The organism is Dasania marina DSM 21967, from assembly GCF_000373485.1.
GTDB classification, from domain to species: domain Bacteria; phylum Pseudomonadota; class Gammaproteobacteria; order Pseudomonadales; family Dasaniaceae; genus Dasania; species Dasania marina.
Window position 1 is genome coordinate 402,775 of record NZ_KB891576.1, and the last position, 15,458, is coordinate 418,232.

Below are 15,458 nucleotides of genomic sequence, written 5' to 3' on the forward strand. Positions count from 1 at the left end.
GCCGCATTTGCGGCCTTTTTTGTACCTCACTATTGCTGACTTTGCAGTAATATTAAGCCTACTCACAGCAACTAATAGAAACACACATCATGCGTATACAACTACTACTCACCGGCAATGAACTTATGTCGGGCCACACCGTAGACTCCAACTCCGCCATGATAGCCGAGCAGCTACACAGCAAGGCCTACGAGGTTTATCGCAAAGTTACCATAGGCGACGACTTTGACTTATTAGTGGCTGAGATACGCCACATCAGCGCCCACAGCGATGTGCTGATTATTAATGGCGGCCTAGGCCCTACCGTTGATGATCTCACCGCCCAAGCGCTGGCCGTCGCCAGTGGCCAAGATATAGTCAAACATGAGGCCGCGTTAAAGCATGTTACTGACTGGTATGATCGCCGCAAAATACGCTTTAGCGACTCAGCAAAAAAACAGGCACTACTACCCGAGCACTGCCAGATTATTGATAACCCCACCGGCAGCGCCGTGGGGTTTTATTACGACTACCAAGACTGCTTGATTATTTGCACCCCCGGCGTGCCCAGCGAACTGCGCCGCATGATGGACGAGAGCATACTGGCCTTAATCAGCCAGCGCTTTCCCAATCAACTCAGCCCCGTCACCCTACGCCTACAAACCTTTGGCCTGGGCGAATCTTTTGTGCAAGAGCTGGTCAACAAAAACTACCCACACTGGCCAGCAGAAGTAGAGCTAGGCTTTAGAGCCGGCATGCCACAGCTAGAATTAAAACTGGCCATACAACAGAGCCAATACCAAGACCTGCAACAGCAATGCTACCAGTGGCTGCAACAAGAAATGGGCGATAGCATCATAGGCTTTGATAATTGCACGCTGGCTGAGGCGGTGTTGGAACCACTCAAACAACAACAGCAAACCCTGTGCTGTGCCGAGTCCTGCACGGGCGGCTTAATCGCTTCCATGCTCACCGAAATACCCGGTTCTTCAGCCGTATTTACCGGCGGCGTAGTCAGCTACTCCAACCACTGCAAGCAGCAATTACTCGGTGTCGATGCAACATTATTAGAACAACACGGTGCCGTTAGCGAACCGGTGGTGCGCGCCATGGCCGAAGGCGCGCTAGCCAAAACCGGCGCCGATTACGCTATCGCCATTTCCGGCATAGCCGGCCCCGACGGTGGTAGCGACGATAAGCCAGTAGGCACAGTATTTATAGGCTGGGGCAAACGCGATGCCATTAGCGTGATTAAGCTGTGCTATCCACAGCCTCGTATTGCTTTTCAAAAAATGATGGCGGCAGTGGCTTTAGATATGTTGCGTAGGGAGTTGCTTAACCTCGACCTCAGCCCCTCTTTTATTAAGCGTTATAGGGTTTAAAAAGAAAGTTACGATTAAGCCGTTAGAACTAGGGAACGAGTAAGCTCTGGAAACAAAGCAGCTACTGACAAGACACGCAGAGAATGCCTCCCCGTACCCAAAACACTGGTGTTACTCGTGGGCCAGGCTCTAGGCTCAGAGCGTAGCATCCAGCGCAACTCACTTACCTAACCACGTCGCTTTTATAATATTTCGAAGCGCGGAGACTTAGGGAGTAAGGCGGCTTCTTGCAAGACAGTCGCTGGCATGGATGCCAGCGCCTAGCCTACATGGATGTATTCACGGCGTGTCTTGCAAGAAGATGCCTTGCTCACGACGTACAACACAATAGGGAAAATTTAACTCCCCCCACGTAAAACACCTCAACACCCCCTACTCCTCTACATGCTTAGCCATCTCGGTTAAACCCACATGGCGTACGTTTTTACCTTTCACCAAATAAATAACATGCTCGGCAATATTGCGGGCATGGTCACCCACCCGCTCTAAAGATCGCAAAGACCACAACACGTTTAACATAGAGCCTATGCTGCGCGGATCTTCCATCATATACGTGATAGTGCTGCGCATGGCGGTGCCGTATTCCGCATCCACTAATTTATCTTCGCGGGCAACTGCTAAGGCCTTCTCTACATCCAAACGGGCAAAAGCATCCAGCGCATCATGCACCATGCGGCCCACGTGCTCGCCTATCATGCGTATTTCTACACTGCCTTTGGTGGGCTCGCCGGATTCTGATAAAGCCAAAGCCTGAGTGGCAATCTTGCCCGCCTCATCGCCTATGCGCTCTAAATCGTTTACCGCTTTGCTGATGGCAATAACCAAGCGTAGGTCGCTGGCCGCCGGTTGCCGCCTGGCCAATATACGCGCGCATTCGTCATCAACCGACACTTCCATTTCATTAATCAGCTTATCACGCTGCTTAACCATTTCAGCCATGCCGCTATCAACATTTAAAATAGATTGCACCGCATCACTGACTTGTTTTTCAACTAAGCCACCCATTTCCATCATATGGGTTTTTACCGCGTCCAGCTCGGTGTTAAATTGCTGGGAGATGTGATGACTGTGTGCGTCTTTATCTATCATGGTGTAACACTCCCTTAACCGTAGCGGCCAGTAATATAATCTTCAGTTTGTTTTTTCGACGGATTGGTAAACAAGGTATCGGTATTGTCATACTCGATCAGCTTACCCATATATAAAAACGCCGTGTAGTCAGAAACTCGCGCCGCCTGCTGCATGTTGTGAGTAACAATAACAATCGTGTATTTTGATTTTAGCTCATTGATCAGCTCTTCGATTTTCAGCGTTGATATCGGGTCCAGTGCTGAGGCAGGCTCATCCAGCAATAACACCTCAGGCTCTACCGCGATGGTGCGGGCAATTACCAAACGCTGCTGCTGGCCGCCCGAAAGACCTAGGGCACTATCGTGCAGCCGATCTTTTACCTCGTCCCACAAAGCCGCCTGACGCAGCGATTTCTCTACCACTTCATCTAACACCCGAGCTTTATTAATACCCTGTATGCGCAAGCCATAAGCGACATTTTCGTAAATAGTTTTAGGGAAGGGGTTGGGTTTTTGAAACACCATGCCTATACGTCTACGCAACGAGGCTACATCGACAGCGCGATCATAGATATTGTGCTCATCTAAGCTAATCTCGCCCTTAATCTCGCAGCCATCCACTAAATCATTCATGCGATTAAAACAGCGCAACAAGGTAGATTTACCACAGCCACTGGGGCCTATAAATGCGGTAACTCGTTGCTTAGGTATGATTAAATTAATATCGTACAAGGCTTGCTTGCCGCCTTCGTAAAAAAGGTTTAAATCATTAACCGCCAGACTAGTCTCTTCATTGGCCAGCGACATTTCTCTATGGACGCGGCCCATTTTCTCTAAAGATATTGCTTGTGTTTTCACAGTGTCACCCGTATTCAATCTTGTCATTACATTTCTAAGGATTTGTATTTTTCACGCAAGTGATTGCGTAAGGCCACGGCGCTAAAATTTAATAGCGCAATAATCACCACCAGTAATAAAGCGGTGGCGTAAACCAGTGGTCTAGCGGCTTCAACATTAGGGCTTTGAAAACCTACATCGAAAATATGAAAGCCCAAGTGCATAAATTTTTGATCTAAATGTAAATAAGGATAATTAGCATCTAAGGGTAATGACGGTGCCAACTTTACCACCCCCACCAACATCAGCGGCGCCACTTCTCCCGCCGCCCTAGCTACCGCCAAGATCAAACCGGTCATCATCGCAGGGCTGGCCATAGGCAATACCACGCGCCATAGGGTCTCGGCCTTAGTTGCCCCTAAGGCCAGGCTACCTTCACGCAAGGCTTTGGGTATGCGCGACAAGCCCTCTTCGGTAGACACTATCACCACCGGCAAGGTTAATAAGGCCAAGGTTAACGAGGCCCACAACAAACCTGGGGTACCAAAGGTGGGCGCGGGCAAGGCATTTTGAAAAAACACTTGATCTAACTCAGCACCAATAAAATAAATAAAGAAACCTAAGCCAAACACCCCGTAAACAATAGAAGGCACGCCCGCTAAGTTATTGACCGCTATCCTAACGGTGCGGGTTAGCAGCCCTTGCTTGGCGTATTCACGCAAGTATATCGCGGCGATGACACCAAAGGGGGTCACCATTACCGACATTAGTAACACCATCATAATAGTGCCAAAAATAGCGGGGAAGATACCGCCTTCGGTATTGGCTTCGCGGGGCTCATCGGTGAGAAAGCCCCAAAATTTAAGCACATAAGCCCCGCTTTTTTCCAACACATTCATGGCATTGGGCTGGTAGGCATGGACCACTTGCGCCAAGGCAATTTCTACCTGCTCGCCACTCATGGTTTCAGCAACAAAACTATCGCGATTAATTTGTTCATACAGTGCTAATAACTGCACCTGTAACAATTGATAATGACTATTGAGGCTGGCACGCTCTGCGGCTATATCAGCCAGCTGTTGCGCACGCTGACTCGCCGCTAGGCTACGGTTTAAGGTCAAGCCGCGCTCTTGTAAACGCAAACGCTCTATCTGATAGTTAACCTTGCCTATATCATTTTTTTCTATGCGCTTAATTTGCTTATGCAGGGCTTCCGCCCGCTGTATACGCGCTGCAAACTGCTGCCATAGCACGCGGCCTTCGGCTTGCGGCAAGTCTACACCGGCCTCTTTCAGCCCTATTAAGTAACCGTAAAAATTACCCCACTCATAACGCTCTACCGCCATCAACTCGGGCGGGTAACTAATATTGCTAAGGTAATCATTCAACACCCAGCTAAAATCCACGCCGCTAACATCGCGATTACCTTGCTTTATTAAGCTGCGCTTCACAAAAGGCTGCTGCGTCTCTATGGCAAAACCAGCGCCGCGTATTTGCTCTACCGGCACCTGCTCACTCTCCACCACTTCGCCGATAACCCGTAGCGCAGCGCTATTGGATAATTGATACTGCGCCTGCATGATATCGGCGGGCCAAAAATGGCCAAAGCCGCGCACCGCTAGCAGCAGCAGTAAACCGATAACGGCAACCACACTCACACTCACCGCTGCGGCATTTAGCCAAATAAAAGCCTCGCCGTCTTTAAACCACCGCCGCAGGCTAATTTTTTTATCTTGTTCAAACATGTGTATTACAACCTATTAACATCTTTTGTCGGCAACGCTTATAGCGAACCGTATTTTTTACGCAGCCGCTGACGCACGATTTCAGCAATGGTATTCACCACAAAGGTAAACATAAATAAAACAAAAGCCGCTAAAAATAATATTCTAAAGTGCGAGCTGTTCACTTCGGTTTCGCCTATTTCTACCGCGATATTAGCCGCTAGGGTACGCATACCTTCAAAAATATTGGCATCCATAATCGGGGTGTTACCGGTGGCCATTAACACAATCATGGTTTCACCCACGGCGCGACCCATGCCTATCATTAGCGCCGAAAAAATACCGGGGCTGGCGGTAGGTAACACCACGCCTACTAAGGTTTGCCAGGGGGTGGCACCCAAGGCCAAAGAGCCATAACTTAAGGATTTAGGCACCGAGAAAATAGCATCTTCAGTAATAGAAAAAATGGTAGGCACCACCGCAAAGCCCATAGCCACCCCCACCACCATGGCGTTGCGCTGATCAAAGGAAATGCCTAAGTCGTGGGTTAACCAAGAGCGCATATCGCCTTTAAAAAACCACAGCTCTAATAAACCGCTACTGGCTATGCAGGCCCAAACTATCACTATCACCACGGGGATTAATAAAATCGCATGCCAGCCATCGGGCACCGCTAAGCGTATGCGTGCCGGTAACTGACTCCACAAATAACCAAATAACAAAATACCTATGGGGAAGACAATAAAGATGGAGAATACCCCCGGCAGGTGGCGCTCAAAAAACGGCGCCAACCATAAGCCCGCCAAAAAACCCAAAATAACGGTGGGCAGGGCTTCCATTAATTCGATCAGCGGTTTGACCTTACGGCGCACCGCTGGCGTCATAAAGTAGGCAGTGTATATCGCGCCACCTATAGCCAAAGGCGTGGCCAATAGCATGGCGTAAAATGCTGCTTTTAAGGTGCCAAAGGCTAAGGGGGTAAAACTATATTTAGGTTCAAAGTCATTATTAGACGCCGAAGACTGCCAAATATAATCCGGCTCAGGATAGCTTTCATACCACACCTTCTCCCACAACACCGACCACGATACTTCCGGATGTTCATTCTCTAACTGCCAATAACTAAACTGGCCATTATTGTCGCGGCTTAAGACGTGGTTAGCTCTGGGGGAAATCGCAATATCGGTAACCCTAGGGCCGCTAACCGGCTCAGACAATAACTGCCTGCCCGAGGTGGCGTAAAACACATCCAACTGCTGTTGCTGATTGACGGTAATAAAGCCTTTGCGCCTGTGCTCCACCACTAGCTGCTCTATCGCGCTGTCATCCCCTTGAAAAGAACGTATTTTTTCTAAGCGAGGTAACTTGCCATCTTCACGTACCATAAACCACTGGCTAACTTCGCCGCGATTATCGGCGGCTAATAAAGAAATACCGCCCAATAAAAACCGCACATCCATTAACTGGCCGCGCTCTATTAAACGGCCGCTGGCGGCGACGCTTTCATCGGGTATATTGATAACTCTATAAGCGCCCTCTTGGCTAACCACATACAACCAGCGTTGGTTGGGGCCTATCAATAACCACTGCGGCACTATATCCACTTCCGGTAAGCTAAAGTCCTGCTCTACTAGGCTGAGCTCTTCCGAAAGAAAATCTTCTTCTTTGTTAAACAGCCGGCCGGTGAGATGACCATTGGCTACCGCGACTATTAATAGTTGCTCTTCGGTATCACGCACCGCTACGAGGTTCAACGCCGTGTCGGCAATGGCTAAAGGCTGTTCGCCGAAGGGGTATGCTATAGAAGGGGTAATTAAACGCTGGTCACTGGGATAACTGACCCGGTATTGCGCCTGTGCCAATAACACCTGGCCGTTGGCCATGCCCAGCGCCTGTAGTGGTTCTTGCTCGGAGTTTAAACCCCAGCTAGTTACCGCTGCCGGCAAGGGCAATTGGCTTTGTTGTATTGTTTCGCCGGTCGCGGCGTTAAAGAAATGCGCCTGCCCGGCCCTATTCACCATTAGTGCCACTTCCGCTTGCTCTTCCATGGCTAAAAACAGGCTATCACTGCTATCCACATTGCTAAGCTCATAGCTAGACTGCTGCTGTAGCTGTGCCGACTTAAACAGCGGCATAATTTCATAAAACAAATAAAAGAAAATCAGCAAGATGGCCATAAGCACACCCATGCCACCGGCACTAATGACTAGGTTAGCTAGGGTATCTTTAGCTTTGCGCCAACCACTTAAACGCTCTAAGTGCAGGCTCTTGGGGGGAGTAACGGGGGCGGATGTAGAGGATGTCGTTTTCATGCTGGCAGTATAGGCAGGCTATATGACAATAATGTTACAGCCATGCCATAAATCAGCTACTTAGCGCTGAGCTTTGCTCCGCAGTTATCGCAGCAGCCCAGCCTTAATGACTAGCCGCAACAGCTGCGCCTTTATAACTTATATTAATGGCTACTCTTTAATAGCTAGAACGGCGCTATAGTCCTCACCAAAGCGCTGATAAAGCGCCGCTAACTCGCCACTCTTTAACATGGCCGCCATGCGCCTATCGTATAGTTCGCTAAACTGCTGGCCGCGCGGGCCATTGTGAAACAGAGGATAGAGTTTACGGGCAGCCACTAATTCCTTACGCCAGACAACGGCTTGTGCAGCCTCCGTTTGCTCCAGCGACCTCAGATCACTGCGATCATGCAAAAAGCTATCAATATTGCCGCTAAGCAACATCTTAAAGCCCTGCTCACCCTTGTTCAGCATAACCAACGAGTGTTCAGTCAAGCCCAGATGGATATCGTAGTTATAACCCCTAATCCATGCCAGACGCTTGCTTTTATCGGCTTTAATCTCGGCCCAACTAAGGGTGGAGCCAGGCTGAAACAACGCCTCCACATACTCAACAAAAATCGGGTATTGAGGGAAAATGATACGCTGTAAATCATACTGCGGGCTTTTCGCTAAGTGCGGGCGCCCCCAGTCGGCCAACATAACATCGGCATGCTCACCACTATGTATACTGGCTATGCCTCGTAATATAGGGTGTATGCGTATATTGACCGCTATGCCTTCGGGCTCAAACACCGCTTTTATCAATTCAAAATACAGGCCACTGCCATCGGCATTGGAATAGCCCGGCCACTGCTCAGATACCACGTAGAGGGTGCCGCCTTGCTTGGTATCGTCATCAGCAAACGAGCACAAACCTGCCGCCATTAACAGCAGCAAAGTCATAAATCTCAGCAAGCGCGAAGCGCATAAGGTTTTTAACCACGGTGCTTGAGTCACTTTATACATAGTTATAACGGCATCACCAAAATCATTGTTGTTTTTATTAATATCGTGTCAGTCATCGCCTGCCGACTGCTCGCGCCTACTGAGCTCTAGCGCCAACACAGCTTATCTTATTGCCGCGCTAACGCACTGTGCATAAATCACACAAGGTATTAAGATAACCATTCTAATCCCCTGAAATCTGAGCCCTATAAGGGATAATACCTATCAACACTACAGAATAGGGCCGCAAAAAACGTAATGCCTCATAATAAAAAAACCCCACACAATGGCGGGGATTTTGTCTGCAACCTGAGCCGGTAATCACCGGCCCTTAGTGGGTAGCGTGCTAAGAAAATATAGCCGGCTTATAAACCCAGCTTTTCTAAGGTTCTAGCCGCCACTTTAGCGGGCAGTGGGATATAGCCATCTTTCACTACCACTTGCTGGCCTGCTTTCGATAACACCAATTTAATAAACTCGCGCTCCATAGGGGCCAAGGGCTTATTGGGCGCTTTGTTCAAATACACATACAAGAAACGTGATAATGGGTAGGCACCGCTTACCGCATTTTCAGGGGTGGCCGCTACCGGCTGATCACCTACGTTTTTCGCTAAAGGGACCGCCCGCACACTAGAGGTTTTATACCCTATACCCGAGTAGCCTATGCCGTTAATTGAGGTAGCCACCGACTGCACCACGGAAGCCGAACCAGGCTGTTCGTTAACGGTGTTTTTAAAATCGCCCTTACACAGCGCTTTCTTTTTGAAGTAACCGTAGGTGCCCGATACTGAGTTGCGACCAAACAGTTGTATGTCACGGTTAGTCCATGCGCCGCTTAGGCCAGTCTTGCCCCAAGTGCTGATGTCGTTGTTAGAACCACATTTACGGGTAGACGAAAAAATTGCATCTACGTCGGTAATACTCAAACCGGTAATAGGGTTATCTTTGTGTACATAGACAGCCAAGGCATCTATAGCTACCGGAATGGCGGTAGGTTTGTAACCAAACCTAGACTCAAAGGCCGCCAGCTCTTTATCCTTCATTTTACGGCTCATGGGGCCTATGTTGGATGTCCCCTCGGTAAGCGCCGGAGGCGCAGTAGAAGAACCCGCCGCTTGAATTTGAATATTAACATTGGGGTAAAAGCGTTTGAAATCTTCGGCCCACATGGTCATTAGATTGGCCAAGGTATCTGAACCTACACTAGACAGGTTACCCGATACACCGCTGGCTTTTTGATAATCAGACAGGCCAGCATCTACCGCGGTAGCCGCCGTAGCTACAGTAGCTACCGTTGAAGCCAACACGCCGGCACTCACTGCTAGAGCGGCGCCTATTTTTTTAAAGTTGCTCATCGTCATTCGTTTTCTCCAAACAGGGTTTATCAACATGATGGTGTCACTGTAAAAAAACTTTGTTACAGCTGTGTGACATATTTTTGAAACATTTAAGACTATGCGCTTGAGGTAAGCACTGAAGGCAGCCTAAAGGCTTAGGTCGATGAGATCTGGCACTGACTCAGGGGAAAGCTGCAGGCAAAAGTACTACCCTCATCCAAGCTACTAGTAATTTGCAGCTCGCCGTGATGACGCAATAATACATGCTTAACAATCGCTAAGCCCAAACCTGTGCCGCCAGTTTGGGTAGAGCGGCTTTTATCCACGCGATAAAAACGTTCGGTTAAACGGGGAATATGGTGAGCCTCTATGCCCAAGCCATTGTCCTCTACCTGTAAGCGGGCCTGCTCACCATCGCGAAACCAGCGCACCTGTATTTTGCCCTGTTCGCCGGTATATTTAGCGGCATTCATTATCAGATTGGTAAAGGCGCTGCGCAGTGCCTCACCTTCACCGCGCAAGCCTAGGCTGGCATCACAGTCCAACACTATTTCACGCTGTTGATTAAACACCGCCAACACTTCTTCGCGTATTTGCCGTAATAAGGGGCACACCGCAACCACACTGTGCTCGCCTTCGTCGGGTACGGTTTCTAGGCGGGTTAATACGATTAAGTCTTTAATCAGGCTTTCCATACGCCGCACCTGTTCCAACATTTGCTGAAAGGCACGCTTATAACGGGGTTGCTCAGCTAACTCACTATCGACAAACGTTTCCAGATAACCATTTACCACGGTCAGCGGGGTACGCAACTCATGGGATACATTAGCCACAAAGTCTTTGCGCATTTCTTGCAGCCTATAGGTATGGGTAATATCTCTGGCAAATAATAAGCGGCTGCCTTGGCCAAAAAAGGTGAGCTGAAACTGCAATTGTTTTTCGGGCTGATGGGGTGACGCGCAATCTAAGGGGGTTTGGTAGCTATTGGCTTCGTAGTAATGGATAAACTCAGGGCTGCGTATCAAATTAACCAACTGCTGGCCTACATCTTCGGGATAGCGCAGGCCTAGTAAGCGGCGGGCAGCAAGATTACACCACTCGATATCACCGCTTTGATCGATCATCACCGCAGCATCGGATAGCGCCGCCAAAGAATCCCGCAAATAATCCACCGCGCCCTGTAAGCGCTGCCGCTCTTCCCGGTTTTGCCTTTGCAGACGGTAAATACCGTCTAGCATATCGCCCCACAGCCCTGAGGACTCAGGCGCGTCGCTGCCATCTTCAGCCACCAGCCAGCGCTGCACCCGCAGTAATTGCCTAAACGTACTGGCTATATACAGCAGCGCCGCCAACAACAGCACCAGCAATAGATGGCCCGTTAACCAACCCAAGACTAAGGCTACAGTAAACAACTGGGCCAACTGCTTGAGCTCTACCATCCAATTGATACGCTGCATTAATAATTAACTCGCGGTAGAAAAACGATAACCGGTACCGCGCACGGTTTGCACCATATTGGCGTAGTTTTCGCAATCCAGGCTTAGGGCTTTGCGCAGGCGGCGTATATGCACATCCACGGTACGCTCCTCCACATAGACATTGCCGCCCCAAACATGGTCCAGTAACTGGCCGCGGCTATAGGCGCGCTCTTGGTGGGTTAAAAAGAATTTTAATAGCCGAAACTCAGTAGGCCCCATATCCACCGGTTTTTTATCGATAAACACGCGGTGGCTGGCGGGGTCTAGCTGCAGGCCATCCACCGCTATGGTAGGTTCGGTTTCGCCGGCACCGGTACGACGCAATACCGCTTTAATCCGTGAGATTAACTCTCTAGGGGCAAAGGGCTTGCTGATGTAATCATCTGCTCCCACATCCAGGCCTTGGATTTTGTTGTCTTCCTCAACCTTGGCGGTCACCATAATCACCGGCAGGCTGGCGGTAAGCTCATCGCGGCGCAAGCGCCGTAACAGCTCTATGCCACTGCCACCGGGTAGCATCCAGTCTAACAAGATCAGGTCAGGCTTTTTATCGATCACTAGACTGTGGGCATCTTGAATATTACCCGCCTCTAAGCAGTTGAAGCCGGCCATTTCTAAGGACATGACTATCATTTCGCGTATGGCCATTTCATCGTCGACCACTAAAATGGTTTTCTCATTCATGTAACTATAAACCTTACGATTATTTTGCGTACATCAATTAAAACCAATAAACATGACATTTTTGTTACAGGCCGTTGTTTGTTCAGCCTCTGTTTGTTCCAGCGGCCAAAGAGTGGCGGCGATTATAACCACATCGCTCTCTGAATCCCAACACCGGCAAAGACCAAGTATTTATCTCAAGTTAATGTATAATGCTCGCTCATTTGTCTACTGTTATCACACCATGTCTAAACAAGCCCTCGCCAAGGCGATTAATAGCCAATCCCAAGCCGCCACCCCACTGTTCTCCTATCGCCAGTATTGGGCGGAGTGCTTTGGCGTAGCCCCCTTTCTACCTATGTCTAGAGCCGAAATGGATGTGCTGGGCTGGGATAGCTGTGACATTATCATTGTCACCGGCGACGCCTATGTCGATCACCCCAGCTTTGGCATGGCGGTAATAGGCCGCACGCTAGAGGCACAGGGCTTTAGAGTAGGCATTATTGCCCAGCCTGACTGGCGCTCGAAAGAGGCCTTTATGGAGTTGGGTAAACCCAATTTATTTTATGGCGTGGCCTCCGGCAACATGGACTCCATGATTAACCGCTACACCGCCGACCGTAAATTACGCCACGACGACGCCTATTCCCCCAATGATGAAGGTGGCTTGCGCCCCGACCGCGCCGTTAATGTGTACAGCCAGCGCTGTAAAGAAGCCTATAAAGGCGTGCCCGTAGTCATAGGTTCTATAGAAGCCAGCCTGCGCCGCATCGCCCATTACGACTACTGGAGCGACAAAGTACGCCGCTCAGTATTACTCGATTCCAAGGCCGATATACTGGTGTACGGCAATGCCGAACGCGCCATCGTCGATATCGCCCACCGCCTATCTCAGGGTGAAGCCATTAATGAGATACAGGATTTACGCGGCACCGCCTTTATGCGCACTAGCATACCCGGCGGCTGGACGGTTATAGATTCCAGCGAAGTCGATCAAATCGGCACCGTAGACGCCAAAATCAATCCCTACCAAGTCACCGAAGAAGGTGGCAACGAGGGCTGTGAAAAATCCACTCTCGCCGAAAAAAGGGCAGCGGAAGAAGCACTCAACGTTGACGTGCAAACCGTACGCATCATAGACCCGCTCACCGCCCGTAAAGAAAAAATCGGCCGCGAGCGCAGCGTGATACGCCTGCCCGCCTACGAAAAAGTTAAAAACGAACCCATGTATTACGCCCACGCCTCACGGGTATTACACTTGGAAACCAACCCCGGCAACGCCCGCGCCCTAGTGCAAGCCCACGGTAATAGAGAAGTGTGGCTAAACCCACCCCCTATTCCGCTGGAAACCGACGAGATGGACGCGGTGTTTGGCCTGCCTTACCAACGCGTGCCACACCCCAGCTACGGCGACGCCCGCATCCCCGCCTATGAAATGATACGTTTCTCAGTGAATATCATGCGCGGTTGTTTTGGCGGCTGTACTTTCTGTTCTATTACCGAGCATGAAGGCCGTATTATTCAAAGCCGCTCGAAAGAATCCATTATTCAAGAAGTAGAAGCCATACGCGATAAAACCCCCGGTTTTACCGGCATTATCTCTGACTTGGGCGGCCCCACCGCCAATATGTGGCGCCTAAACTGTAAGAGCAAAACCATAGAACAAAACTGCCGTCGCCTATCCTGTGTATACCCCGGCATTTGCAAAAGCCTCAACACCGACCAACTCCCCTTAGTGGAACTATACCGCGAAGCCCGTGAGCTACCCGGTGTTAAAAAGGTGCTTATCGCCTCAGGCCTACGTTACGACCTAGCGGTAGAAACCCCCGAATACGTGCAAGAGCTAGTTACCCACCATGTAGGCGGCTACTTAAAAATTGCCCCCGAGCACACCGAAGGTGGCCCGCTATCAAAAATGATGAAGCCGGGCATGGGCACCTATGACCGCTTCGCCAAAATGTTTGAGAAATACTCCAAGCTAGCGGGTAAAAAACAATACCTCATCCCCTACTTTATCGCCGCCCACCCCGGCACCAGCGATGAAGACATGATGAACCTAGCGCTGTGGCTAAAAGGCAACGGCTTTAGAGCCGACCAAGTACAAGCCTTTTACCCCTCGCCCATGGCCAGCGCCACCGCCATGTATTACTCCGAGAAAAACCCACTGAAAAAAGTCGGCCGCGACAGTGAAGTAGTCAAAAGCCCACGCGGCCTAAAACACCGCCGCTTACACAAAGCGTTTTTACGTTATCACGACGCCGACAACTGGCCTATGCTGCGCGAAGCCCTGCAGAAAATGGGCCGCTCTGATTTAATCGGTACCGGTAAGAAGCATTTAATACCGCCGCATCAGCCCCGCACCTGGGTAGCGAAAAAAGGCAATATGCTAACCCAGCATACCGGTTTACCGCCCCGTGATGATGGCAGCCGGCCGGGTAAGAAAGCACCTTATAAGAGTACCAATAATCGTAAGAATACAGTGGCGGGGAGTAAGAGGCGCGGTAAGTAGGTAGTTTGTTGGCCTTAGCGGCCTGCTGCTTGTCTTGCCGGACTTGACCCGGTATCCATACGACCTAGCTAGGCTCTGTCATGCCGGCCTCCGAGCCGGCATCTAGGTAGTTGGCTTTAAGTTCTCTGTATTATTTTTTAATTGTGGTAATTTCTGCCTTTCCGCCTTGCTGGGCGGGTTCATTATTTTGATTCAAAAATGCTCTTCGCATTTTTTCACCCTACGGGCGCCTTTAGACTACAGGCGTCCAAACTGCTGTGCAGTTTGTGTTTGCCCAAAGAAAACAGAACCAAAAGAAAGGGCACCCCTAGTCCGTCGTCGGCTACGCCGATCCCCTGTGCTACTCAGAAAATAACGGCCGCTGCGCAACTCGCATTTTTTGATACTCAATCAAAAAATACTCGGACAGTGCTCGCTACGTTGTGCCGTTATTTTCCTCCGTTGCTCGGCGACTACCAAGGGGAATTGGGTGCTTCGTAGTTGGTTATAGGGTAGAGCCAGAAAAAATTCTTTTAATTACTCTGACCATTTTACTCACTCTTTTATTCAAGTGATTGCTTAAAACTTATTTGGATCATGATTCATTTCCTGCATATATTGTTTTAACAATTTGGAATTAAGTGATTCTTGTATCTCTTTTAGTAGCGAATATCTATTTTTTTCTGTTCGAAAGTGCTCATCAAGTGAGAATTTTGTAACACGCACCGCAGTTTTCCTATTATTGTTGGAGGTTATTCTTATAGCCAATAAATGTAAGTTTTCGACATAAGTAATTTTTTGGCAAAACAATGATTGCTTTCTGGCTAGTTCCTCAATGTTTTTTGAGTCAGGAGGTATTTTATCAAGCTGTGACTCAATAACCCCTATTTCCAATAGTGATTTTTCTATATCAAAGAGAAGACCCCCTTCTTCTTTTAACTGAGCATATTTAAGCTGTACACGGTAAGTCAAAATTCCTCCACCCAAAGCTAGAACAGCACCTAAGATTATATAAAGAGCTTCCATATAATTTACTCACCTAGCAGCATCATTAAATCCAATAGTTATATTTAGAAATCACATCTAAATTCACAAAGATTGGCGCACATCTAAATACTTAACCCTAAATATACACAGCTTCGAACACCCACACCTAAACATTTTTATGCAAACTATTCACACCCCCACCATTTAAACTCAAACACCCAGCAAAACCAACTAC

At 49.1% G+C, this 15,458-nt stretch carries 11 protein-coding genes; 2 read left to right on the forward strand and 9 right to left on the reverse strand.

Annotated elements, in window-relative coordinates; translation table 11 throughout:
• Nucleotides 1-89: 89 nt before the first annotated feature.
• Nucleotides 90-1,361: a CinA family nicotinamide mononucleotide deamidase-related protein gene (locus tag B067_RS0106420; RefSeq protein ID WP_019529247.1), complete on the forward strand. Its 1,272-nt coding sequence runs from the start codon at nucleotides 90-92 to the stop codon at nucleotides 1,359-1,361.
• Between the two features lie 372 nt (nucleotides 1,362-1,733).
• Here B067_RS0106420 and phoU read toward each other — a convergent pair whose 3' ends face one another.
• The 8 genes from phoU to phoB all read right to left on the reverse strand — a co-directional run bounded on the left by phoU (nucleotide 1,734) and on the right by phoB (nucleotide 11,769).
• Entirely contained in the window at nucleotides 1,734-2,450 is a 717-nt protein-coding gene (phoU, locus tag B067_RS0106425) for a phosphate signaling complex protein PhoU (RefSeq protein ID WP_019529248.1), read from the reverse strand.
• A 14-nt stretch (nucleotides 2,451-2,464) separates the two neighbouring features.
• The gene (gene pstB / locus B067_RS0106430) at nucleotides 2,465-3,259 is read right to left on the reverse strand and encodes a phosphate ABC transporter ATP-binding protein PstB (protein WP_019529249.1); all 795 of its coding nucleotides are present in this window, start codon (nucleotides 3,257-3,259) and stop codon (nucleotides 2,465-2,467) included.
• Between the two features lie 56 nt (nucleotides 3,260-3,315).
• Nucleotides 3,316-5,013 (reverse strand): phosphate ABC transporter permease PstA, encoded by a 1,698-nt coding sequence (pstA, locus tag B067_RS0106435; RefSeq protein WP_019529250.1) that lies wholly within the window; start codon nucleotides 5,011-5,013, stop codon nucleotides 3,316-3,318.
• A gap of 38 nt (nucleotides 5,014-5,051) precedes the next feature.
• Nucleotides 5,052-7,304 (reverse strand): ABC transporter permease subunit, encoded by a 2,253-nt coding sequence (locus B067_RS0106440; RefSeq protein WP_019529251.1) that lies wholly within the window; start codon nucleotides 7,302-7,304, stop codon nucleotides 5,052-5,054.
• Between the two features lie 150 nt (nucleotides 7,305-7,454).
• Entirely contained in the window at nucleotides 7,455-8,291 is an 837-nt protein-coding gene (locus B067_RS0106445; RefSeq protein WP_019529252.1) for a substrate-binding periplasmic protein, read from the reverse strand.
• A 344-nt stretch (nucleotides 8,292-8,635) separates the two neighbouring features.
• Entirely contained in the window at nucleotides 8,636-9,631 is a 996-nt protein-coding gene (locus B067_RS0106450) for a PstS family phosphate ABC transporter substrate-binding protein (protein ID WP_276201897.1), read from the reverse strand.
• Nucleotides 9,632-9,762: 131 nt separating this feature from the next.
• Nucleotides 9,763-11,064, reverse strand: coding sequence for a phosphate regulon sensor histidine kinase PhoR (phoR, locus tag B067_RS0106455; RefSeq protein ID WP_019529254.1), 1,302 nt, complete (start codon nucleotides 11,062-11,064; stop codon nucleotides 9,763-9,765).
• A gap of 6 nt (nucleotides 11,065-11,070) precedes the next feature.
• Entirely contained in the window at nucleotides 11,071-11,769 is a 699-nt protein-coding gene (phoB, locus tag B067_RS0106460) for a phosphate regulon transcriptional regulator PhoB (RefSeq protein ID WP_019529255.1), read from the reverse strand.
• A gap of 223 nt (nucleotides 11,770-11,992) precedes the next feature.
• Between phoB and B067_RS0106465 the strand changes: the two genes are divergently transcribed.
• The gene (locus B067_RS0106465; protein ID WP_051083834.1) at nucleotides 11,993-14,257 is read left to right on the forward strand and encodes a YgiQ family radical SAM protein; all 2,265 of its coding nucleotides are present in this window, start codon (nucleotides 11,993-11,995) and stop codon (nucleotides 14,255-14,257) included.
• Between the two features lie 558 nt (nucleotides 14,258-14,815).
• Here the strand turns inward: B067_RS0106465 and B067_RS0106470 are convergent.
• Nucleotides 14,816-15,262 carry a hypothetical protein gene (locus tag B067_RS0106470; RefSeq protein WP_019529257.1) on the reverse strand — a complete coding sequence of 149 codons (447 nt, stop codon included), beginning with the start codon at nucleotides 15,260-15,262 and terminating at the stop codon, nucleotides 14,816-14,818.
• Nucleotides 15,263-15,458 lie beyond the last annotated feature (196 nt).